Genomic DNA, 22,163 nt, shown 5'->3' with positions numbered 1-22,163 from the left:
CGCGCAATGCGCGGGCGGGCTGTGCGCCCCACCGCATTCATCTTCGGGACATCGCAGCATGGGCAAGGGACGCGTCGAAGCCTTCAGCGATGGCGTAATCGCCATCATCATCACGATCATGGTGCTCGAGCTGAAGGTGCCCGAGGGCTACGATCTCGCGGCGCTGCGCCCGGTCGTACCGGTGTTCTGCGCTTACGTGCTGAGCTTCATTTACGTCGGCATCTACTGGAACAATCACCATCACGTGTTCCATGCGGTGCAGACGGTCAACGGCAAGGTGCTGTGGGCGAACCTGCATCTGCTGTTCTGGCTCTCGCTGCTGCCGGTCGTCACGCACTGGGTCGGCCGAAACCATCTGGCCGCGTGGCCGACCGCGATGTACGGCATCGTGCTGTTCATGTCGGCGATTGCGTATTTCATCCTGACGCGCGCGCTGATTTCTCAGCATGGACGCGATTCGGCACTGGCCAAAGCGCTCGGCAGCGACTTCAAGGGTAAGGTCTCCGTCGTCATTTACCTGACCGGTATCGGACTCGCGTTCGTCGTACCGTGGGCGTCGGCTGCGCTGTACGCGCTCGCGGCGGTGTGGTGGTTCGTGCCGGACCGGCGCATCGAAGCCGTGCTGGAGGCCTGAGCATGCTGCTCGCGCTGAAGCTCGTGCTGGTGCCGGCCTTTCTCGCCGCGCTGACGGTGGCCGCGCACGTCTGGGGACCGTCGGTCGCGGGATGGCTCGCGGGGCTGCCGGTCGTCGCGGGACCGATCATGCTGCTACTCGCGCTCGAGCGCGGCCCGGCGTTCGCGGCGCAGGCGTCGGCGGCGTCGATTGCGGCGATCGCCGCGTTGGAGGCGTTCAATCTTGCTTATGGGTGGACCTGCCGGCGTTTCGACTGGCCGCTTGCACTGGTTGTGGGGGTGGCCGGCTGGCTCGGGGCGGCGCTGCTGATCGTGCGGCTGCCCGGCTCGACCGGGTGGGCGCTGGCGGCGGCGTGCGTGGCCGGCGCGGTGTCGCAGGGCAGCTTGCCGCGCGCGACCGGTGATGTGCCGCCGGCGCGCGTCGGGCGCGCGGATCCGGCAGTGCGGATGCTCGCGGGCGCACTGCTGACGCTCGCGGTGACGACGGCCTCGGCATCGATGGGCGCGGCGTGGAGTGGCGTGCTGTCGGTGTTTCCGCTGCTCGGGATCGTGCTCGCGGTATCGGCGCAGCGTGCGCATGGCGCGGACTTCGTCGCGCTGCTGATGCGCGGCATGGTGGTCGGGCGCGGCTCGTTCGCGGCGTTCTTCGCGGTGACGGCGTTGCTGCTGCCGCAGTACGGTGTGGCGACCAGCTTTGCGTGCGCGGCGGTGGTGTCGGTCGTCGTGCAGGGCTTGACGCGGCGCATGCTGGCTGGGCAGCCGCGCGCTCAGGCGACGGCGCGCGGGTTGGTGCAGCCGCAGACCGAGCGAGACTGCGCATGACTTCACGTCGCCCACCATCGACTGCTACCCGCATCGGGCTCATCTCCGATACGCACAACCTCGTGCGTCCCGAAGCGTTGCACTATCTCGACGGTTGCGACGCGATCATTCACGCGGGCGATATCTGCAACCCGGACGTGCTCGACGCGCTCGCGCGGATCGCGCCGCTGACCGCGGTGCGCGGCAACAACGATACCGGTGAATGGGCCGCGTCTTTACCGACGCATGCGCGGCTGACCGTCCAACAGGTGACGATTCTGGTCGTGCACGATATCGCCGAGCTGGGCTGCGTGCCGTACGACGAAGGTATTCGCGTCGTGGTGAGTGGCCACTCGCACAAGCCGTCGATCGCCGAGCGCGACGGCGTGCTGTACGTCAATCCGGGCAGCGCGGGGCCGCGACGCTTCAAGCTGCCGGTGTGCGCGGGCAAACTGATCGTCGAAGGCGCGCAGGTCAGCGCCACGTTCGATGCGCTGCTGACGTAAAAAAACGGGCCGGCGAATATCGCCGGCCCGCTTCGAAACTACTCTAGCGAGGGATGGCTGCGCGGATCAGGCACGTGCGGTCGCAGCCGCTGCGAACCGCTCATCCATCTCCTCGGCCTCGCGTTCGCCGCGCAGCACCGCGTGCGCTTCGGCGCGCGTCGCGACGCACGGGCCCGAGCCGAGCAGCGGCTTGCGCGCGGTTTCGCGCAGCGCGAGCACCGACACAATGCCGATCAGCGATGCGCCCATCAGGTAGTACGCCGGCATCATCAGATTGCCGGTGCGGTCGACCAGCCATGCGGTCACGAGCGGCGTCGTACCGCCGAACAGCGACACCGAGATATTGAAGCCGATCGCGAGCGCACCGTAGCGGATCCGGGTCGGGAACAGCGCCGGCAGCGCCGACGGCATCACGCCGGTGAAGCACGACAGCAGCACGCCGAGGATCATCAGGCCGGCGAACACCGGCAGCACCGTGCCCATGCGAATCAGCAGCAGCGCCGGGATCGACAGCGCGAACAGACCGACGCAGCCGAGCAGCATCACCGGCTTGCGGCCGATCGCGTCGGACAGACGGCCGGCGGCGAGCGTCAGCGGCATCATCAGGATCATCACCAGCAGCACGAGGAACAGGCCGTGCGTTTCGTTGAAGTGCAGCGTCGCCGACAGATAGCTCGGCAGATACGACAGCGCCATGTAGTCGGTCACGTTGAAGATCAGCACGAGGCCGACGCACAGCAGCAGCGGCTTCCATTGCTGCACGAGCAACTGGCGGAACGACTGCTTCGGCACCGCGCGGTCCTCGGCTTCACGCTGTTCGGCCTGCTTCTTGAACGCGGGCGTTTCCTCGAGCTTCATACGGATGTAGAGACCCACGAGGCCGAGCGGACCGGCGATCAGGAACGGCACGCGCCAGCCCCAGGACAGCAGCGCGTCGGTCGACAGCGTCGCCGTCAATAGCGCGACCGTGCCTGCGCCGAGCACATAGCCGATCAGCGTGCCGAACTCGAGGAAGCTGCCCATGAAGCCGCGGCGCTTGTCGGTCGAGAATTCGGCGATGAAGGTCGCGGCGCCGCCGTACTCGCCGCCCGTCGAGAAGCCCTGCACGAGGCGCGCGAGCAGCAACAGCGCCGGCGCGAGAATGCCGATCGTCGCGTAGTTGGGGATCAGGCCGATCGCGAAGGTGCCCGCGGCCATCATGATCATCGTCATCGCCAGCACGCGCTGACGGCCGATGCGGTCACCGAGCGGCCCGAACACCATGCCGCCGATCGGCCGCACGAGAAACGCCGCGGCAAACGTGCCGAAGGTCGCGATGAGCTGCGCCGACGGGCTCGACGAGGGGAAGAAGACCTTGCCGAGCGTCACCGCGATGTAGCTGTACACGCCGAAATCGAACCATTCCATCGCGTTGCCGAGCGCCATTGCGCCGACGGCCCGTTTCAGGAGGGAGTGATCGACGACGGTGATGTCGTCGAGGGAAAGGCGTTGTTCTTGTTTGTGATGTCGCCAGAAGCCGTTGCTGGAAGCGGTCAAGGTTAAAAACTCCAATGACTGCGACGAAACTCGTGATGCGTTCCGCCTCGGTTGCTGGAAGTGCAATTTCGTGAGCGTGGCGAGGATATCCGCGGCGCTGGTTATCCGGCGGCGGAACAGTTGGCGAAAAGAAACAAACGCCCGTGCCTCGCGATAAGTTCGCGAAAAAACACTCGTCTAGATTGTGCTGACAGTTGCACCTGCGTGGCCGTGGAAGGGGGGCAGATGCATGAGGGACGCGGGGCTGGCGGAAGCCGACCCATGCGCCACTGAAGGCTTGAAACGAAAAAGGCCGGTGTTGAATTTATCCGCTTCAGGCGGGGAAACGACCGACGAGCCTTCTTGTTTAAAAACAGCTCGATTCAGGATGATGCACGCGCGAAAAGCACACGGCGAGTCAACTTGAAAAGAACACGAATGAAGGTGAATTGCAGCTGAAACGGGGCACATGTTAGCACGATGACAGAGGATCGTGCAAACCGGGGGTGCGGGCGAAGGCCGCCGATGTGCATCAATCCATTGCGGGGCGGGAGCTCTGGTGGGGTCGGAAGAGGTTCGAAAACGGACCGCTTAGAACAATCGCGGGGTGACTTTCGACGTGCAGACATGGTGCGCATGCGGACACGAGGCGCGGCCAACATCGGGGCGAAAAAAATCCGCGCTCGCGGCGCGGATTTTTGGCGTGTGTTCGCCCGGCTCGGGCGGCGCGTGTCTGGTGTCGTTCTCGACGTGGCAAGCTCAGGCCGACGGCGGCACGTAGCCCGATGCGGTATCCGCGCCTTCGCCAAAGAAGAACTTTTCGGTCTGCTTCATCAGATACTGACGCGCGCGCGGATCGGCCATGTTCAGGCGGTTTTCGTTGATTAGCATGGTCTGCTGCTTCAACCAGGCCTGCCAGGCTTCCTTCGAGATACTTTCGTAGATCCGCTTGCCGAGTTCGCCCGGCAGCGGCGGGAAATCGAGGCCTTCGGCTTCCTTGCCGAGCTTCGCGCATTGAACCATACGAGTCATGCTGTGCTTCTCCTGTGTCGACCGGAGTCGGTGCTTTTGCACTTAGTCCGGTCCCATGAAAAATAATTACTGTATCAATGTGGCGCGGGCCAACGCCAGTTCGGATCAGGTGGGGACGATCACCGGGTTACTCAAAGCTGTTTCATCAGCACGAGCGACTTGCGCTGCCAGTTATAGAGTCGGCGACGGTCTTCGGGCAGGTCGTCGACCGTAACCTTGACGAAGCCGCGTTTCAGGAACCAATGTTCGGTGCGCGTGGTGAGCACGAAAATGCGCGTGAGGCCGCGTGCCCGCGCGCGCTGCTCGATCCGCTTCAGCAGACGCTCGCCGTCGCCGGTACCCTGCGCTTCGGGCGCGACCGTCAGGCACGCCATTTCGCCGATGCGCTCCTGCGAATACGGATACAGCGCCGCGCAGCCGAACAGCACGCCGTCGTGCTCGATCACCGAGAAATGGTCGATGTCGCGCTCGATCTGGTGACGGCCGCGGCGTACCAGCGTGCCGTCGGCTTCGAGCGGTTCGATCAGCGCGAGAATGCCGCCGACGTCGTCGGGCGTCGCTTCGCGCAGGCTCTCCAGATTCTCGTACGAGATCATCGTGCCGACGCCATCGTGCAGGAACAGTTCGAGCAGCAGGCTGCCGTCGAGCGCATAGGGGATGATGTGCGCGCGCGGCACGCCGCCGCGGCAGGCGCGGATCGAATGCTTCAGGTAGAACCCGGCGTCGCCGGTGACTTCGCCGCTTTCGTGCAGCTTGTAGGCGTCGTCGAGCGACAGTTCGCGGATCAGCTCTGTACCGCTTTCGCAGGTTTCCATCAAACCCGCGGTTTCGGTCAGGAAGACGATCTTGTCGGCGCGCAACGCGATGGCCGCGGCCGAGGCCACGTCTTCCATCGACAGATTGAACGCTTCGCCGGTGGGCGAGAAGCCGAGCGGCGACAGCAGCACGAGCTTGCGGCTCGCGAGCGAGTGTCGGATCGAATCCGCGTCGATCTTGCGCACGAGACCCGTGTGCTGGAAGTCGACGCCGTCCAGAATGCCGACCGGGCGCGCCGTTACGAAGTTGCCCGACACGACGCTGATGTGCGCGTGCGCCATGGGTGTGTTCGGCAGACCCTGGCTGATTGCGGCTTCGATGTCGAGACGCACTTCGCCGGCCGCTTCCTTCGCGGACTCGAGCGCGCGCGCGTCGGTAATGCGCATGCCGTGCGAAAACTCCGATTCGACGCCGTGCAGGCTCATCTGCTCCTCGACCTGCGGGCGCGAGCCATGCACCAAAACGATCTGGATGCCCATTGCCTGCAGCAGCGCGATGTCGGACACGAGCGCATTCAGCAGCCCCTGATGCACCACTTCGCCGCCGAAACCGACGACGAATGTCTTGTTTCGGAACGCGTGGATATACGGGGCGACTGAACGCATCCAGTCGACGAATTGCGCGTGCTGGGCGAGGGTTTCCGGCGAGTCGGCGGGGGCCGGAACGCTCGCGGGCGCGGGGACGAGGTCGGTTTGGGAATTCATGCCGGGGATTATAATGCGCCCCCATGTCGAATGTACCCAAAAGTCCCGCTGGGGCGAACGAGAAACCGGCGTCGGCCGGTGAGCCGGCCAAGCCCGGTGACACGATGCGCCACCCCGCGCAGGATGCGAGACCAGAGCAGGCGCGTGACGCGCGTCGGGAGGCGGGCGCGTCTGCGCAAAAAGTGTCGCCGCAAGGTGGCGGTGCAGGTCGTGAAGATCGCGAAGAGCACGCTCGCGAGCGAGGCGCGGCGCGTGATGAACGGCGCGGTGAATCTCGCGCTGAAGCGGGCGAAGCGTCCGGTGCGAAGCGGGGCGGTGGGGCTCGTGGAGAGCAGCGTGGCGCTTCGTTGAGCGAGCAGCTTGGCCAGTTCCGTTCCGCGCTTCATAACGCGACCCGTGAACAGCAGAGCGGTGGGCCGCAAAGCGAGCAACAGGGCGAGCCGCAAAGCGAGCGCCGCAGTACACCTTCGAGCGCGCCTCGCGGTGCGCATGGCCGGCAGGCTCGCGATGAGCGAGCTGGTGCGCAGCAAAGCGGGCAGCGTGGCGATGCCCGCGACGCGCGCTCGGACACACCACGCGTTGAACAGCATCGTGCGCCTCGCAACGAACAGCAAGAGCGCGGACCACGTAATGAGCAACTCGGGTCGACCCGCGGCGAGCAACGTCACGGTTCGCGCGATACGCACTCGCCGGACAAACCATCGGGCGAGCCGCGCAAGGAGCCTCGCGCGCCGCGCGAACCGCGACCGCCGCGGATTGTCGAGCCGAATCCGATTCCACCGATCACGTTTCCCGAGGCACTTCCTGTCTCCGGTCGTCGCGACGAGATTGCGCGGGCGATCGCGCAGAATCAGGTCGTGATCGTGTCGGGCGAAACCGGTTCGGGCAAGACCACGCAGTTGCCGAAAATCTGCCTCACGCTCGGCCGTGGGCTGGGCGCAGGCGGCAATGGTCTGATCGGCCATACGCAGCCGCGCCGGATCGCCGCGTCGGCGACCGGGCGCCGTATCGCCGAGGAACTCGGCACGCCGTTCGGTGAAGTGGTCGGCTACAAGGTGCGCTTCAACGACAACCTCGCGCCAGGCGCTTCGGTCAAGCTGATGACCGACGGCATTCTGCTTGCCGAAACGCAGACCGATCCGCTGCTGAAAGCCTACGACACGCTGATCATCGACGAAGCGCACGAGCGCAGCCTGAACATCGATTTTCTGCTCGGCTACCTGAAGGAGATTCTTCCGAAGCGTCCCGACCTGAAGCTGATCGTGACCTCGGCGACGATCGACGCCGACCGTTTCGCGCGCCACTTCGGCAGCGACGATAAGCCCGCACCGGTGATCGAAGTGAGCGGACGGCTTTATCCGGTCGAGGTGCGTTACCGACCGGTGGTCGAGGACAGCCCGGCGGTCAAGGCGGCGCAAGGGACTACGGGTGTGGCGTCGTCTGGCCGCGAGCGCCCGAAGACGCAGCGTGAGACCGATCGCGATCTGATGGAGGCGATCGTCGAGGCCGTCGACGAACTGTGCCGCGAGGGCCATGGCGATGTGCTGGTGTTCCTGCCCGGCGAGCGCGAGATTCGGGACGCCGCCGAAGCGCTGCGCAAACATCATCCGCCGCATACGGAGATTCTGCCGCTGTTCGCGCGGCTCTCGGCCGCCGAGCAGGAGCGCGTGTTCCGCGCGTCGAACGCGCGTCGCATCGTGCTCGCGACCAACGTCGCCGAAACTTCGCTGACGGTACCCGGCATCCGCTACGTGGTCGACACGGGTCTCGCGCGCGTGAAGCGCTACTCGTATCGCAACAAGGTCGAGCAGTTGCAGGTCGAGTCGATTTCTCAAGCCGCCGCAAATCAGCGAGCGGGGCGTTGCGGCCGGGTTGCCGATGGCATCTGCATTCGTCTGTACGAGGAAAGCGACTTCCAGGGCCGCGCGCGCTTCACCGATCCGGAAATTCTGCGCTCTTCGCTCGCTTCGGTGATTCTGCGCATGAAGTCGCTGCACCTGACGGCGATCGAAACGTTTCCGTTTATCGAGCCGCCTCCGGGCCGAGCGATTTCCGACGGCTACCAGTTGCTCAACGAGCTCGGCGCCGTCGACGACGACAATCACCTGACGCCGCTCGGCCGCGAACTCGCGCGACTGCCGCTCGATCCGCGCGTCGGCCGCATGATCCTCGCCGCGCGCGACCAGCAGGCGCTGAAGGAAGTGCTGATCATCGCGAGCGCGCTGTCGGTGCAGGACCCGCGCGATCGGCCGATCGAGGCGCAGGAGCAGGCCGACCAGGCGCATCGCCGGTTCGCCGACGAGCGCTCCGAATTCCTGCAGTGGCTGAAGATCTGGAACTGGTTCGACGAAGCGATCGCGCACAAGAAATCGAACCGGCAGTTGCAGGACGAGTGCCGCAAGAACTTTCTGTCGCAGTTGCGGCTGCGCGAGTGGCGCGATGTCCATTCGCAACTGCTGACTGTCGTGCGCGAGCACGGCTGGCGCCTGAACGAAGCGGAGGCTACGTTCGAGCAGATCCATCTTGCGCTGCTGACTGGCCTGCTCGGCAACATCGGCCTGAAAGCCGACGATGAGCCGTACTATCTCGGCGCGCGCGGCATCAAGTTCTATTTGTGGCCGGGCTCTGCGCTCGTGAAGAAAGCGGGCAAGTGGGTGATGGCTGCCGAGCTCGTCGAAACCAGCCGGCTTTACGCGCGCTGTATCGCGAAAATCGAACCGGAGTGGGTCGAGAAGGTCGGCGCGCATCTGCTGAAAAAGTCGCTGTCGGAGCCACATTGGGAAAAGCGCGCGGCGCAAGTGTCCGCGTTCGAGCGCGCGATGCTGTACGGCCTGCCGATTTATCACCGGCGGCGCGTCGCATTCGGCAAGCAGGACCCGGCGCGGGCGCGCGAGCTGTTTATTCGCGGTGCGCTTGTCGAAGGGGAGTTCGACACGAAGCTTGCGTTCTTCGCGCACAACCGCAAGCTGCTTGCGGATATCGAACAGCTCGAGCACAAGTCGCGCCGCCAGGACGTGCTGGTCGACGACGAATTGATCTACGCGTTCTACGATCAGGCGCTGCCCGATGGCGTCTATACCGGCGCGTCGTTCGAGCGCTGGTATCGCGACGAAGTCAAAAAGAGCGGCCAGGCGGAGGACAAGCTGCGGCTGTTGTATTTGTCCCGCGACGATCTGATGCGGCACGAAGCGGCAGGTGTCACGACGGATCTGTTCCCGAAGCGGTTGACGATGGCGGGCATCGAGATGGCGCTGACCTATCACTTCGAGCCGGGTACGCCTCGCGACGGCGTAACGCTCGCGGTACCGCTGTATGCGCTGAACCAGGTCGACGCGCGCCGTTGTGAGTGGCTCGTGCCCGGCATGCTGAAAGAAAAGGCGCAGTTGCTGCTGAAGTCGCTGCCGCAGAAGCTGCGTCGGCATTGCGTGCCGCTCCCTGAATACGCGGCGGGCTTCGCCGAACGGCACAGCGCCCAGCGCTTCGGAGCAGGGGGCCTGCTCGAGGCGCTGATCGCCGACGTGCGCGAGCAGACCCAGGTCGCGATGAAGCAGTCCGACTTCAAGCTCGAGACGCTGCCCGCGCATCTGTTCATGAACTTCAAGGTCATCGACGAACATGGCCGGCAGCTCGCAATGGGGCGCAATCTGTCGCAACTGCGCGCCGAGCTCGGCGGTCAGGCGCAGCAGCATTTCCAGAAACTCGTTTCGGGCGCGGCAGGCGCCGCCCTGGCCGATGCGGGCGGCGGCGGTGTCGCGACACCTGGGCGGCCTCCCGATCTGGGTGCGAGTGGCCCGGCGCGCGGCAAAGGCGCGGCCACGCCACAACCCGCGACGCCGGATGGCGCACCAGCCACCGCGCTCTACGAAAACCTGACCACGTGGAATTTCGGCAAGCTGCCCGAGTTGCTCGAAATTCGCCGTGGTGGCCAGACGTTGTTTGGCTACCCGGCGCTAGTGGACCGTGGCACTCATTGCGACGTCGAGGTGTTCGATTCGCCGGAAGAGGCCGCGCGGATTCATCGGGCGGGCCTGCGTCGGCTTTTCGCGCTGCAGTTGAAGGAGCCGATCAAGTATCTGGAGAAGAATCTGCCGGGCCTGCGCGAAATGGCCATGCAGTTCATGCCGCGCGGCACGCAGGAAGAACTGCGCGATCAACTGATCGACACCGCACTCGACCGCGCGTGTCTTCAGGACCCTCTGCCCGACGACGATGCGAGCTTCCATACCCGACGTGACGAAGGGCGTAGCCGCCTCACGTTGCTCGCGCAGGAAATTTCGCGGCTGGTCGGCCAGATCCTCGGCGAGTACGCGAGCCTGACGAAGAAGCTTCTGCAGGCGAAGCCATTCGCGGCCGCGTACACCGATCTGCAGAATCAACTCGATGCGCTGATCGGCAAGCGTTTCGTCGTCGATACGCCGTATGCCCAACTCGCACATTTCCCGCGTTATCTGAAAGGGATGGCGCTGCGTATCGACAAGCTGCGCGCGGACGCCACCCGCGACGCACGGCAGTTCGCCGAATTCCAGCCGCTGCTGCAGCACTATCAGCGGGCGGTGTCGCAGCGCGGCGGCGTCATGGATCCGCGGCTTGCGGAATTCCGCTGGCTGCTCGAGGAGTTGCGCATCTCGCTGTTTGCGCAGGAGCTGCGCACCCCAATGCCGGTTTCGGTGAAGCGCCTGTACAAGGTGTGGGAGTCGATGCAGCGGTAAAGCCAAGCCGCTCGCACGCGGACGCTGGACACCAGCTCTGCATGGCGGCCGGGCTTTGCCCAACTCGATCGCCCGAGCTGATTTCACCAATGCATCCCCGCGCCGATCGATGCGCCGAACTGGCCGCGCGAGCCGGTGCTGCGTTGGGCCTTGTAGATCCATTTGCCGGTGTCCGACAACCGCGGCACGTTAATCGCGAGCGCGGATTGACCGCCGTGCGTGCCGCCCGCCGTCGCGACCATGCCGTGTCCGGGCAGGACCGCTTGCGGCAAACCTGCCATCGCGAGCGCCGATGCCGTGCCCCCATAGCTGTCCCGGCGGGCGGAACGGATCTGGTCGTCGGTATGGCGATTCGCCGCGCTGATCGCGCCGCTCATGCTTTGCTGCAACTGATTGACGTTGACCGCGTCGGAGTCAGCGGTGCCAGCCGCGACGTTGGTGATCTGGCGCTCGTTGCCCGACCGATACGGTCCCCGCGCGATCGGCAATCGAGCCCTGACCGAGCGCGACGGAGTTTGCGGCTAGCGCGCTCGAGTGATAGCCGAGCGAAGGTGCGTTGTCGGCGGCTGCGCTGGCGGAGCCGAGCGCGAGGGTGCCGTCGCCGTTTGCCGTCGCGCTGGCCCCGAGCGCCGTGGCCCCGGAGCCGTAGGCCGACGCTGACGCGCCCAGCGAGGTCGCGCCGGCAGTGCCGGCGACCGCGCCCGCGCCGATCGCGGTCGGGTCGGTTGCGCTCGCGCTGGCGCTCGTGCCGAATGCGCTTGCGTTGGCGCCCATGGGGCTAGCGTTGCTGCCCGCGGCGAGCGTGTGCGTGCCTTCTGCGAGCGCGTCGTTGGAGCCGTCGGCCGGGTCGGCAGCGCTGAGGTAATGCAGCGCGCTGCTTTCAGCGAGTGCATCGACCTTGTTGCCGACCGCGCTCAACTGGCTCACGTTGACCGCGTCAGTGCGCGCAGCGCCCGCGGCGACGTTGGTCAGGCACTGCGACCGAGTCGAGGCCGAGCGCCGACGTGTTCAGACCGACCGCGGTCGCGCGTTCCGCCTGCGCATTCGCATAGGGCCCAAAGGCGCTGGCGCCTTCCCCTTGTGCCGAAGAGGAGAGACCCATGGCGACTGCGCTGTCGCCCTGTGCCGTGGCGCCTGCCCCTACCGCGAGCGCGCAGTCGTTTTGCGCGTTCGCCTGCGAGCCGATCGCCAGCGATGAGTTGCCGCTCGCGATGGCCTGTGCGCCTATTGCGGCAGCGGCGTCGCCGGGCGCGCTGGCCGTGCCTAGCTCGACCGAATCGACGCCGGCGCCGTTCGCTTCCGTGACGTAAACGGCCGCCGCTATGGCAACACCCGCAGTACGTCGAACTGCCCGGGCGATGGTTGGCTGGCGCGCGGAAGCACGATGTGTTTGCAGGCAGGCAGTTTGCGGCGCTGCGACTTTTCTTTGAGATGTGGTACGGCCAATTATCGAAATGTCCTTGTTTATCAATTTAAAACCCTCCGCATAATTGTAGTTTGTGGCGTGTAGTGCGTAATTCGGGATTGGCGTGACGTTATTGCTCACGTAAGTTGAAAATCTCGAAAATAAAAAGGGCTTGCGTCCTTTGGCGGGCGCGCGTCGTCCCCGCGTTCCACGCACGGCTTTCATGGGTGAGGCACTGGGGGCCACGCGTAAGAAGAATTCTCTGATGTCCCCGCGGAACTCAGATATCAGCGAACTCCGAAATTCAATTGGGCTAAAAAATATATTAATACAGGTAGATTTTTATTCGCGAGAAAAAATGGAATATTCCTATTGTTTTGGTTATTGCTTTAGGCGATATTAGCGTGTGGCCGATGCATGATTGATTCTGACAAGGAGAGCACATTGATTCATTACTCGAAAACCCGCGGCGCGAGCATCGAACGGGACGTGTCAGACGAACTCTCCGGCGCGCGGCCGCACTTCATCGCTTCCGTCATTTTTCGCGCGCCGCCCGGTGACTTACGTCAACCGCTGGGACCGGCAAACGTTCTACAATGACCGTTGTTCTCCGAAGCGAGTTTTCATGCGTAAATTTCTTCTTCCCGGCTTGACTGCCACGTTCGCCGCAACCGCGGTGCTGGTCGCCGCCGCAGGCCTTTTTTCTCCGGCGGCGCACGCCAACAACGTGATCGTGCTCAATTCCGGTGAGGCCACGCTGAGCCTGATCGACGAGAGCAGCCGCCAGGTCATCGGCACCGTGCCCACGGGCAAGGAACCGCATCACCTGATGGTCACACCGGACAATTCCTCGCTGATCGTCGCCAATTCGGTGTCGAACAACCTGATGTTCGTCGATCCGAAAACCGGGCAGTTGCAGCGCTGGGTCGAGAACATCGAAGATCCCTATCAGATCGGTTTCTCGCCGGATCGCAAGTGGCTCGTCACTACGGGCCTGCGGCTCGACCGCCTCGACATCTACCACTACGACAACCAGAAAAACCAGATGACGCTGGCTTCACGGCTGCCGCTCGCGGTGATGCCGAGCCATATGGCGTTCACGAATGACAGCAAGACGGTGTTCGTTTCGCTGCAGATCTCGGGCGAACTCGCCGCCATCGACCTGTCCACGCAAACCGTCAAATGGAAGATGAAGGTCGGCAAGGTGCCCGCGGGCCTGTGGATGACGCCGGGCGAAAAGTACCTGCTCGTCGGCATGACCGGCGAGGACTACGTCGCCGTCGTGGATTGGCGCAACCAGAAGATCGTCAAGACGATTCACACGGGCAAGGGCGCCCACAACTTCCGCTCGCTCGCCGACGGCAAGCATGTCGCGGTGTCGAACCGCGTGGCTAGCACGATCAGCATCATCGACGAAGACACGCTCACCAACGTCGGCGACATCACCGGCCTGATGCCGGGACCGGACGACATGGAACTTTCCGCCGACAAGCGCTATCTGTGGGTGACCTTCCGCTTCGCGAAGCACATTGGCATCATCGATCTCAACACGCGCAAGCTGATCCAGACGATTGCGGTGGGCCGCTCGCCGCATGGCATCTATTTCTTCAACCGCGCGCCGGTCACGGCGCCGAACGGTGCTTGAGGGATTTCACGGTGTGCGTGACGGCAACGCAGCAGAGCCCGGGCGCCACGAGCCATCAAGGATGAAGTAACAGGCCAGGATCATGTTCCATCTGATTTTCTCCACACTCGACAGCTTCGTTTCAGCCACCCAGACGTGGCTGTACGTCGACGTGGTACAGCCGCTGCTGTTCCGGTTCAATCTGATGGACTACGACGAGGACACCTACGATAGCCTGTACTGGGTCATCGTCGGTGTGCTCGAGGTGCTCGCGATGTACGCGATCCTGCGTCCGCTCGAGGCGCTGCGCCCGGTCGAGCAATGGGAGAACCGCAAGGCAGTGCGCGTCGACGTGCTGTACACGTGGATCGCCAAGCTCGGCATTCTGAACCTGTTCTTTTTCTTCGCACTGCAGCCATTTTTTGACAACGTGCAAGGCTGGCTCAGGCTTCACGGCATCGCGAACCTGAACTTCGACAACCTGTGGCCTGGCGTGACCACGCAGCCGCTCGTCACATTCGTCATGTATCTGCTCGTGCTCGATTTCGCCGGCTACTGGTATCACCGCGGGCAGCACCGCTTCGGCGTGTGGTGGGAACTGCATGCGGTACACCATAGTCAGCGGCAGATGTCGCTGTGGTCCGACGATCGTAATCATCTGCTCGACGATTTGCTGCAGGCGTCGTTCTTCGCGGTGATCTCGCTCGCGATCGGTGTTCCGCCGTCGCAGTTCGTCGTGCTGGTCGCGATCACGAACCTTGCGCAAAGCGTGCAGCACGCGAACATCCGCCTGTATTACGGCTGGCTCGGCGAGCGGCTGCTCGTTAGTCCGGCATTCCATCGCCGTCATCATGCGATCGGCTTAGGTCATGAAGGGCTCAAGTACGGCTGCAATTTCGGCGTGCTGTTCCCTTGGTGGGACATGCTGTTCCGCAGCGCGTCGTGGAGCCGCGACATGGAGCCGACCGGTATCAGCGATCAGCTCGAAGGCCGGCGCTATGGCGACGGCTTCTGGGCGCAGCACTGGTTCGCCTTCGTGCGCATCGCGCATCGCCTCGCATCGAAGCGCCGTGCAACCGGCAACGACACCGCTGCCGTTTGAGTCCATTCAGAGTTCATTCCGAGCTCATTGCGGATCCTCTCGAGCACGCACTGCGCCGCAACGCCCACTTCCGCCGGCGGCGGGTCCGTTGGTTTATGCTGTGCACGTTCGTGCGCACCTCCGGTGCCCCAGCATGCCAGGCCGGCGCGCGGCGCGTTTTTCCTGTCCATCGTTTCGTTCGCAGGCATTGGCTCGCATGAATGATCTGTTGCGCTCGTTTGGGCGTGCACTCGCAAGCGCGTTGCATCCGCGCATGCTCTGGCTGACCTTCAAACCGTTTATCGTTGCGACGGTCGGTTGGGGCTTACTCCTGTGGTTCTTCTGGCAGACGCTGACCGGCGCGACCCGCATCTGGCTCGACGACTGGTCTTTCACCGCCACGCTTTATCATCTGTTCGACGTGCTCGGTTTTTCGACGCTGCACGCGGTCATCGCGCCGTTCATCGTGATTGCAATGGCGATCCCGTTGATCGTCGTCACCGTGCTGCTGCTGATCGCCATGCTGTCGATGCCGGCCGTGATCCGCTTTCTCGCGGCGCGCCAGTTCGCCGGGCTTGAGATACGCCGCGGCGGAACATGGTACGGTAGCCTCGGTCAGGCGCTCTGGACCACGCTGCTGTGTCTCGTGCTGTTGATCGTCACGTTGCCGCTGTGGCTCGTACCGCCGTTCTTCGCGCTGATTCCGCCGCTGCTGTGGGGCTGGCTCACATATCGGGTGATGACATACGACGCGCTCGCGTTGCATGCGACACGCGATGAGCGGCGCGAACTCGTGCGGCGCCACCGGTTGCCGCTGCTGCTGATCGGGGTCGTGAGCGGCCTGCTAGGTTCGCTGCCGACACTGCTGTGGGCGTCGTCGGTATGGCTGATCGTGCTGTTCCCGGTCATCACCACGGTGACGATCTGGATTTACGCGTTCATCCTCGTGTTCTCGGCGCTATGGTTCGGCAACTACTGCCTGCGCGCGCTGCAGCGTATGCGGGCGGAAGCGTCTGGCGGCGCGCGCGAGGTCGCGCCGGTTCCCTATTGATCAAACGAAAGAGGCGGCAATGGCATTTGGCGTCATCATCATCGGCGATGAAATCCTGTCGGGCAGGCGCGTCGACAAGCATCTACCGAAGGTCATCGAATTGCTCCGCGCGCGCGGGCTGTCGCTCGGCTGGGCGGAGTACATCGGCGACGATCCGGAGCGCATCACGGCGACGCTGCGTCGGACATTCGCGTCGGGCGACATCGTTTTCTCGACGGGCGGCATCGGCGCGACACCTGACGACCACACGCGCCAGTGCGCGGCGGCCGCGCTCGGCGTGCCGCTCGAACTGCATCCGGAGGCCGCGAAGCTGATCCAGGAGCGCATTCGCGACATGTATCCGGCGACTTCAACGACGCCGCTCGATCTGAACTCGCCCGAGAACCGGCATCGCCTGAACATGGGCACGTACCCGCAAGGCGCCGACATCATTCCGAACGGCTACAACAAGATTCCGGGCTTCTCGATCCGCCAGCACCATTTCGTGCCGGGTTTCCCGGTGATGGCCTGGCCGATGATCGAGTGGGTGCTCGACACGCAGTACGCGCATCTGCATCACACCACGCCGCACGCTGAAAAGTCGCTGCTGGTGTTCGAGCTGCCGGAGTCGCGCGTGACGCCGCTGATGGAGAAAATCGAGCGCGATTTTCCGGGCGTGCGGGTGTTCAGCCTGCCGAGCGTCGGGGATGCGGAGCGCGGCGGTGTGTATGCGCGGCATCACATCGATCTCGGTGTGAAGGGTGAGCCGGAGGCCGTCGCCGCCGCGTTCGTGAAGCTGCGCGAAGGGGTGCATCTGCTCGGTGGCGATATCGTCGAGCCGGAAGTCGCGGCAGCGGCGGCAGCCGCCACGGGCAAGCCGCGAAACTGAGCGGATGGCAGCGGTTCGCGCAGGAGGATTGGCGCGAGCCGCGACATCGCAGTGTCACAACCCGCGCCGACGATGCAATCAATACGTGGTCGGCGCGTCCCCTTTGCGATTAGCCTGCCTCAGCCTCGCGCGACGGGGCTTGCGCATGTGAGGGCAGTGCGTCGCCTCGCCATCAGGCGCCGATCCACGGCAAGCCGCGAAAACACCATCCCGACACCGTCTTCCGATGCCCCTGGCCGTCCTTGTCGCCTTCGAAGCCTTCCAGCAGGTCGTACGCCTTCGTGAAGCCGGCCTTGGTCGCGGCGATCGCGGCGAGCTTCGAGCGCGCGGCGCTGCGGCACAGGAACAGCACCGGCGTGTCGGGCGAGGCGACCTGCGCGAGTTGTTGCATGAACTCCTGATTGGGCACTGCACCCGGATAGCGCGTCCATTCGACGTGCGCGTATTGACCATCGCCGATCACCGGCCGGCCGACCCAGTCGAGTTCGGCGCGGGTACGCACGTCGACGAGACGCGTGCGCGGATCGAGTTCCAGCAGTTCGAACGCCTCGGCCGGCGATACCGCGCCCGCGTAGGGCAGTTGGTTCTCGGCGCGACGGGCGTCCGCCTTCGCGTAAAGCTGTTCGAGCGTGCTCATGAGCGTCAATCTCCTTCGGACCAAATGATCATTCTAGCGCGCGGCAGGCACCGCGCAGACGTGTGTAGACTGGGCGTCGTCGGGCCATCGGCGGGCGCCGCCCCAAACTTGATGCGCAAATATGGTGCACTTTCGTTCGAATGCACCAAAATGGAAGATAACGCGATTTCCAAACCTGTGAATGCACGAAATTGGTGCGTGAGGATGCTCAGGCATTGCTTCGTGACGCCGCTCGCGCTCCGCGCGTAGCCCGCAAACGCAAGCGCAGTAACGATGTGCGCCGCATTGGCTCATACTGGGCTGAAAGATGGCACGCTATCTGCTTTATTGGTGCCGATCGATTTGTCCCGCAGAATTTTCCGCCTGCGACGCCGTATAGGTGGACGTTCCGGGACGGGTCAGCTAGATTGGGCGGCGGCAGAAATCCGCCGAAATTGTTAATCAGGAGATAGGTTATGAGTAAATCCGTGGCCGACGTCGTTCAACTCGTCAAAGACGAAGACGTCAAGTTTGTCGACTTCCGCTTCACCGACACGCGCGGCAAAGAGCAACACGTTTCGGTGCCGGTGTCGGCATTCGATGAAGACAAGTTCGAAAGCGGCCATGCGTTTGACGGTTCGTCGATTGCCGGCTGGAAGGGCATCGAAGCATCGGACATGTTGCTGGTCCCGGACGCGAACACGGCGTTCATCGACCCGTTCTTCGAAGAATCGACCCTCGTGCTGACCTGCGACGTCGTCGAACCGGCTGACGGCAAGGGCTATGAGCGCGACCCGCGCTCGCTCGCGAAGCGCGCCGAAGCGTACCTGAAGAGCTCGGGCCTCGGGGACACCGCGTACTTCGGTCCGGAGCCGGAATTCTTCATTTTCGACTCGGTCCAGTGGAACACGGACCAGTCGGGCTGCTTCATCAAGATCGGTTCGGAAGAAGCGCCGTGGTCGTCGGCGAAGGAATTCGAAGGCGGCAACACCGGCCACCGTCCGGGCACCAAGGGCGGCTACTTCCCGGTCGCGCCGGTCGACACGTTCCAGGACATCCGCTCGGAAATGTGTCTGCTGCTCGAACAGATCGGCATTCCGGTCGAAGTGCACCACCACGAAGTGGCGGGTCAGGGCCAGAACGAAATCGGCACCAAGTTCTCGACGCTCGTGCAGCGCGCGGACTGGCTGCAGCAGATGAAGTACATCATCCACAACGTCGCGCACACGTATGGCAAAACGGCGACGTTCATGCCGAAGCCGGTCGTCGGCGATAACGGCTCGGGCATGCACGTTCACCAGTCGATCTGGAAGGACGGCCAGAACCTGTTCGCAGGCAATGGTTACGCAGGTCTGTCGGAATTCGCGCTGTTCTACATCGGCGGCATCATCAAGCACGCTCGCGCGCTGAACGCGATCACGAACCCGGGTACGAACTCGTACAAGCGTCTCGTGCCGCACTTCGAAGCGCCGGTCAAGCTGGCTTACTCGGCTCGCAACCGCTCGGCATCGATCCGTATTCCGCACGTGTCGAACCCGAAGGGCCGCCGTATCGAAACGCGCTTCCCGGATCCGCTGGCGAATCCGTACCTGTGCTTCTCCGCGCTGATGATGGCGGGTCTGGACGGCGTGCAGAACAAGATTCACCCGGGTGAAGCCGCTGACAAGAACCTGTACGACCTGCCGCCGGAAGAGGATGCAAAGATCCCGACCGTGTGCGCCGGCCTCGACCAGGCTCTCGACGCACTCGACGCGGACCGCGAGTTCCTGACGCGCGGCGGCGTGTTCACGGATTCGATGCTCGACGCGTACATCGAACTGAAGACGGGCGAGCTGCAACGCTATCGTCAGTCGGTGCACCCAATCGAATTCGAAATGTACTACTCGCTGTAAGCGGCGATGGCGCTTCGCCCTTCACGCGGCGAAGCGCTTTGCCCGACGCTCGCGATCGGTCACGAAGGGACGGCGGCGCCGTCCCTTTTTCGTTAGACCGTACGCACGGCCGGCCGCGCGCGGGCGACATGCAATTCGACGAATCACCAACAGCCCGCACTCCTGAATTACCACCATCTCCTACCGGCCACACTGCAAGATGGTTCTCAAGAATCTGATCAAGGCAAGGAAAGGACACGAACAGACGCTGTCGGATGACGTGCAGCTCGTGAGTTCTGGCTTGCTGCCAGGCTTCGAGGCGTTGCCGACCGTCGTGCTGGTGCTCGAGAAGCGCACGCTGCGCGTCGCGTTCGCGAATCCGTCGGCGGAATCGATGCTGGAGATGTCGCGCAAGCAACTCACGCAGATGGCGTGGCCGGACATCTTCTCGAATGCGGACGAACTGGTCGCGACGATCACCGCGATCGCCGCACACCGTTTTCACGCGACGCATCTGGACGCCGTGCTCGAGCGTCCCGGCCACGAGCCGCTGCACGTGCATGCGATCGTCGGCTTTCTGGAAAGCGCGCAGGACTACGTGTTGCTCGAACTGTTCGAGAACGAGCGGCATCTGCGCACCGACCGCGAAGAGCGCATCAACGACCTGACGGCCGTCAACAAGCATCTGATCCGCAATCTCGCGCACGAAATCAAGAATCCGCTCGGCGGTATTCGCGGCGCCGCGCAGTTGCTCGAATTCGAACTCGGCGAGCGTCAGCGCGACGAGTTGCGCGAGTACACCCAGGTCATCATCAAGGAATCGGACCGCCTGCAGACGCTGGTCGACCGCCTGCTCGAACCGCACCGTCATCCGCATATCGTCGGCGACGTGAATATTCACGAGGTGTGCGAGCGCGTGCGTCAGGTGATTCTCGCGGAATTTCCGCGCGGCCTGACGATCGAGCGCGACTACGACGTCAGCGTGCCGGATCTGCGCGGCGACAAGGAGCAGCTGATCCAGGCGCTGCTGAACATCGTGCGCAACGCGGCCGAGGCATTGCGCGAACGGATCTCGCAGGGCGATGCGCGCATCGAGTTGCGCACGCGCATCGCGCGCAAGGTCACGATTTCAAAACGCCTGTGCAAGCTGGCATTGGACTTGCATATCGTCGACAACGGCCCAGGCATTCCCGAAGAGATTCGCGACCGCATTTTCTATCCGCTCGTATCGGGGCGCGAGGATGGCAGCGGTCTCGGTCTAACGCTTGCGCAGACCTTCGTGCAGCAGCACGAAGGTCTGATCGAGGTGGACAGCCGGCCGGGCCATACCGAGTTTCAGATTCTGCTGCCGCTCGACCTCTAGCTACCACAAGCACCTCAAGACTTCTGACCGAACTATATGAAGCCGATCTGGATAGTAGACGACGATCAATCAATTCGCTGGGTGCTCGAGAAAGCGCTGGCGCGCGAGAACTTCGCGACGCGCAGCTTCGCGAACGTGCGCGAAGCGTCGGCCGCGCTCGATCACGACAGCCCGCAGGTGCTGGTCTCCGATATCCGCATGCCCGGCGGCTCCGGGCTCGAGTTGCTGCAAACCGTCCGCGACAAGGTGCCGGGCTTGCCGGTCATCATCATGACCGCGTTCTCGGATCTCGATAGCGCGGTCGCCGCATTCCAGGGCGGTGCGTTCGAGTATCTGGCGAAGCCGTTCGACATCGACAAGGCCGTCGAGCTGATTCGCCGCGCGGTCGACGAAAGCATGCGCGGCGAGCAGACATGGGACGAACGCGTCGCCGAAGCGCCCGAGATGCTCGGCCAGGCACCCGCGATGCAGGACATGTTTCGCGCGATCGGTCGCCTGTCGCATTCGGCGGCCACCGTGCTCATTACCGGCGAATCAGGCACCGGGAAGGAACTGGTCGCGCGTGCGCTGCACCGACATAGCCCACGCGCGAACGGCCCATTCATCGCGTTGAACACGGCCGCGATTCCGAAGGATCTGCTGGAGTCCGAGCTGTTCGGTCATGAGCGCGGGGCGTTCACCGGCGCGCAGGCGATGCGCCAGGGGCGCTTCGAGCAGGCCGAGAACGGCACGCTGTTTCTGGACGAAATCGGCGACATGCCGTTCGATCTGCAGACGCGCCTGTTGCGCGTGCTGTCGGACGGACAGTTCTATCGCGTCGGCGGCCACAATCCGCTGCGCGCCAATGTGCGCGTGATCGCGGCGACGCACCAGAACCTCGAAGCGCGCGTGCGGCAGGGTTTGTTTCGCGAGGACTTGTACCACCGTTTGAACGTGATCCGCTTGCGCTTGCCCGCATTGCGCGAGCGCAGCGAGGACATTCCTCTGTTGACGCGGCATTTCCTGCAGAAGAGCGCGCGCGATCTCGGCGTCGAACCGAAGCGCGTGTCCGACGAGGCGCTCGCGTATCTGGCGTCGCTGCCGTTTCCGGGCAACGTGCGACAACTCGAGAATCTCGCGAACTGGCTCACGGTGATGGCGCCCGCGCAGACGATCGAGATCAAGGATCTGCCGCCCGATCTCGGTCCCGCGCACGGCGGCGGGAGCGAGCCCGGTGCGGGCGCCGCCGCGGGTGCGACGACGGATGGCGCCGTCGCGACCAATGGGGGATTCACGGTCGGTGCGCCGCTCGCTGGCGCGAACGCCAGCACGCTCGTCCATCCGGTCGGTGCGTCGGTCGCCACCGCGCTGAGCGCATGGGAAGGCGGCTTGCGCACCGAGGTCGCGCGCATGCTGCGAGAGAACGCGGCCGACGTGATGGACGAACTCGCGCGCCGCTTCGAAGCGGCCGTGATCCGAGAGGCGCTCGACTTCACGCGCGGCCGCAAGGTCGAGGCTGCCGAGCGGCTCGGTATCGGGCGCAATACGATTACGCGCAAGATTCAGGAGCTCAATCTCGAGCCTTGATG

Annotated in this window: 19 protein-coding genes; 12 read left to right on the top strand and 7 right to left on the bottom strand. The window is 64.1% G+C overall.

The window, feature by feature from the left end; all coding sequences use genetic code 11:
- The first annotated feature begins 58 nt into the window (after positions 1–58).
- The 3 genes from VSR82_RS03335 to VSR82_RS03325 are packed head-to-tail and all read left to right on the top strand — an operon-like array spanning position 59 to position 1,940.
- Positions 59–634, top strand: a complete 576-nt coding sequence (locus VSR82_RS03335; RefSeq protein WP_368624134.1) for a TMEM175 family protein — start codon at positions 59–61, stop codon at positions 632–634.
- 2 nt (positions 635–636) lie between these two features.
- The gene (locus VSR82_RS03330) at positions 637–1,455 is read left to right on the top strand and encodes a hypothetical protein (RefSeq protein WP_429458722.1); all 819 of its coding nucleotides are present in this window, start codon (positions 637–639) and stop codon (positions 1,453–1,455) included.
- Complete coding sequence (locus VSR82_RS03325) at positions 1,452–1,940, top strand: metallophosphoesterase family protein (protein WP_429458723.1); 489 nt, start codon at positions 1,452–1,454, stop codon at positions 1,938–1,940. Before VSR82_RS03330 ends, VSR82_RS03325 begins: the two co-directional genes overlap by 4 nt.
- Before the next feature lie 66 nt (positions 1,941–2,006).
- Here the strand turns inward: VSR82_RS03325 and proP are convergent, their stop codons facing one another.
- The 3 genes from proP to argA form a co-directional block, all read right to left on the bottom strand.
- A complete protein-coding gene (gene proP / locus VSR82_RS03320) occupies positions 2,007–3,476 on the bottom strand; it encodes a glycine betaine/L-proline transporter ProP (protein WP_498857485.1) in 1,470 nt (489 codons plus the stop codon).
- Between the two features lie 738 nt (positions 3,477–4,214).
- Complete coding sequence (locus tag VSR82_RS03315; protein WP_026228676.1) at positions 4,215–4,487, bottom strand: oxidative damage protection protein; 273 nt, start codon at positions 4,485–4,487, stop codon at positions 4,215–4,217.
- 131 nt (positions 4,488–4,618) lie between these two features.
- Positions 4,619–6,007, bottom strand: a complete 1,389-nt coding sequence (argA, locus tag VSR82_RS03310) for an amino-acid N-acetyltransferase (RefSeq protein WP_410847873.1) — start codon at positions 6,005–6,007, stop codon at positions 4,619–4,621.
- Between the two features lie 23 nt (positions 6,008–6,030).
- Between argA and hrpA the strand changes: the two genes are divergently transcribed.
- Positions 6,031–10,716 (top strand): ATP-dependent RNA helicase HrpA, encoded by a 4,686-nt coding sequence (gene hrpA / locus VSR82_RS03305; RefSeq protein WP_498857484.1) that lies wholly within the window; start codon positions 6,031–6,033, stop codon positions 10,714–10,716.
- An 83-nt stretch (positions 10,717–10,799) separates the two neighbouring features.
- On the opposite strand, the gene VSR82_RS03300 is transcribed toward hrpA, so the two are convergent.
- From VSR82_RS03300 to VSR82_RS03290, 3 genes are read right to left on the bottom strand one after another with little or no spacing between them, the layout of a single operon-like run.
- Positions 10,800–11,093, bottom strand: a complete 294-nt coding sequence (locus VSR82_RS03300) for a YadA-like family protein (RefSeq protein WP_429461853.1) — start codon at positions 11,091–11,093, stop codon at positions 10,800–10,802.
- Positions 11,094–11,130: 37 nt separating this feature from the next.
- Complete coding sequence (locus VSR82_RS03295; RefSeq protein WP_429458729.1) at positions 11,131–11,643, bottom strand: hypothetical protein; 513 nt, start codon at positions 11,641–11,643, stop codon at positions 11,131–11,133.
- A gap of 10 nt (positions 11,644–11,653) precedes the next feature.
- A complete protein-coding gene (locus tag VSR82_RS03290; protein WP_498857483.1) occupies positions 11,654–12,262 on the bottom strand; it encodes a hypothetical protein in 609 nt (202 codons plus the stop codon).
- 276 nt (positions 12,263–12,538) lie between these two features.
- On the opposite strand from VSR82_RS03290, the gene VSR82_RS03285 reads away from it, so the two are divergent.
- The 5 genes from VSR82_RS03285 to VSR82_RS03265 all read left to right on the top strand — a co-directional run bounded on the left by VSR82_RS03285 (position 12,539) and on the right by VSR82_RS03265 (position 16,745).
- Positions 12,539–12,721, top strand: a complete 183-nt coding sequence (locus tag VSR82_RS03285) for a hypothetical protein (RefSeq protein WP_368586737.1) — start codon at positions 12,539–12,541, stop codon at positions 12,719–12,721.
- Positions 12,722–12,746: 25 nt separating this feature from the next.
- Positions 12,747–13,766, top strand: coding sequence for a YVTN family beta-propeller repeat protein (locus tag VSR82_RS03280; RefSeq protein WP_429458735.1), 1,020 nt, complete (start codon positions 12,747–12,749; stop codon positions 13,764–13,766).
- Between the two features lie 82 nt (positions 13,767–13,848).
- On the top strand, positions 13,849–14,847 hold the full coding sequence (locus VSR82_RS03275) for a sterol desaturase family protein (protein ID WP_368586739.1): 999 nt from the start codon (positions 13,849–13,851) through the stop codon (positions 14,845–14,847).
- A gap of 196 nt (positions 14,848–15,043) precedes the next feature.
- On the top strand, positions 15,044–15,877 hold the full coding sequence (locus VSR82_RS03270) for an EI24 domain-containing protein (protein WP_368586740.1): 834 nt from the start codon (positions 15,044–15,046) through the stop codon (positions 15,875–15,877).
- A 19-nt stretch (positions 15,878–15,896) separates the two neighbouring features.
- Entirely contained in the window at positions 15,897–16,745 is an 849-nt protein-coding gene (locus VSR82_RS03265) for a competence/damage-inducible protein A (protein ID WP_429458738.1), read from the top strand.
- A gap of 172 nt (positions 16,746–16,917) precedes the next feature.
- Here the strand turns inward: VSR82_RS03265 and VSR82_RS03260 are convergent, their stop codons facing one another.
- Positions 16,918–17,382 carry a rhodanese-like domain-containing protein gene (locus VSR82_RS03260; RefSeq protein ID WP_368586742.1) on the bottom strand — a complete coding sequence of 155 codons (465 nt, stop codon included), beginning with the start codon at positions 17,380–17,382 and terminating at the stop codon, positions 16,918–16,920.
- 455 nt (positions 17,383–17,837) lie between these two features.
- On the opposite strand from VSR82_RS03260, the gene glnA reads away from it, so the two are divergent.
- From glnA to ntrC, 3 genes are all read left to right on the top strand, one after another.
- Positions 17,838–19,253 (top strand): type I glutamate--ammonia ligase, encoded by a 1,416-nt coding sequence (gene glnA / locus VSR82_RS03255; protein WP_368586743.1) that lies wholly within the window; start codon positions 17,838–17,840, stop codon positions 19,251–19,253.
- Positions 19,254–19,452: 199 nt separating this feature from the next.
- Entirely contained in the window at positions 19,453–20,595 is a 1,143-nt protein-coding gene (gene glnL / locus VSR82_RS03250) for a nitrogen regulation protein NR(II) (RefSeq protein ID WP_018435399.1), read from the top strand.
- Positions 20,596–20,631: 36 nt separating this feature from the next.
- Positions 20,632–22,161 (top strand): nitrogen regulation protein NR(I), encoded by a 1,530-nt coding sequence (ntrC, locus tag VSR82_RS03245; protein ID WP_410847879.1) that lies wholly within the window; start codon positions 20,632–20,634, stop codon positions 22,159–22,161.
- Positions 22,162–22,163 lie beyond the last annotated feature (2 nt).

The organism is Burkholderia sp. JPY481 (assembly GCF_038900515.1).
Classification (GTDB): Bacteria; Pseudomonadota; Gammaproteobacteria; order Burkholderiales; family Burkholderiaceae; genus Paraburkholderia; species Paraburkholderia youngii.
The sequence above is the reverse complement of the archived record's forward strand: the minus strand, read 5'-3'. Positions and strand labels throughout refer to the sequence as shown.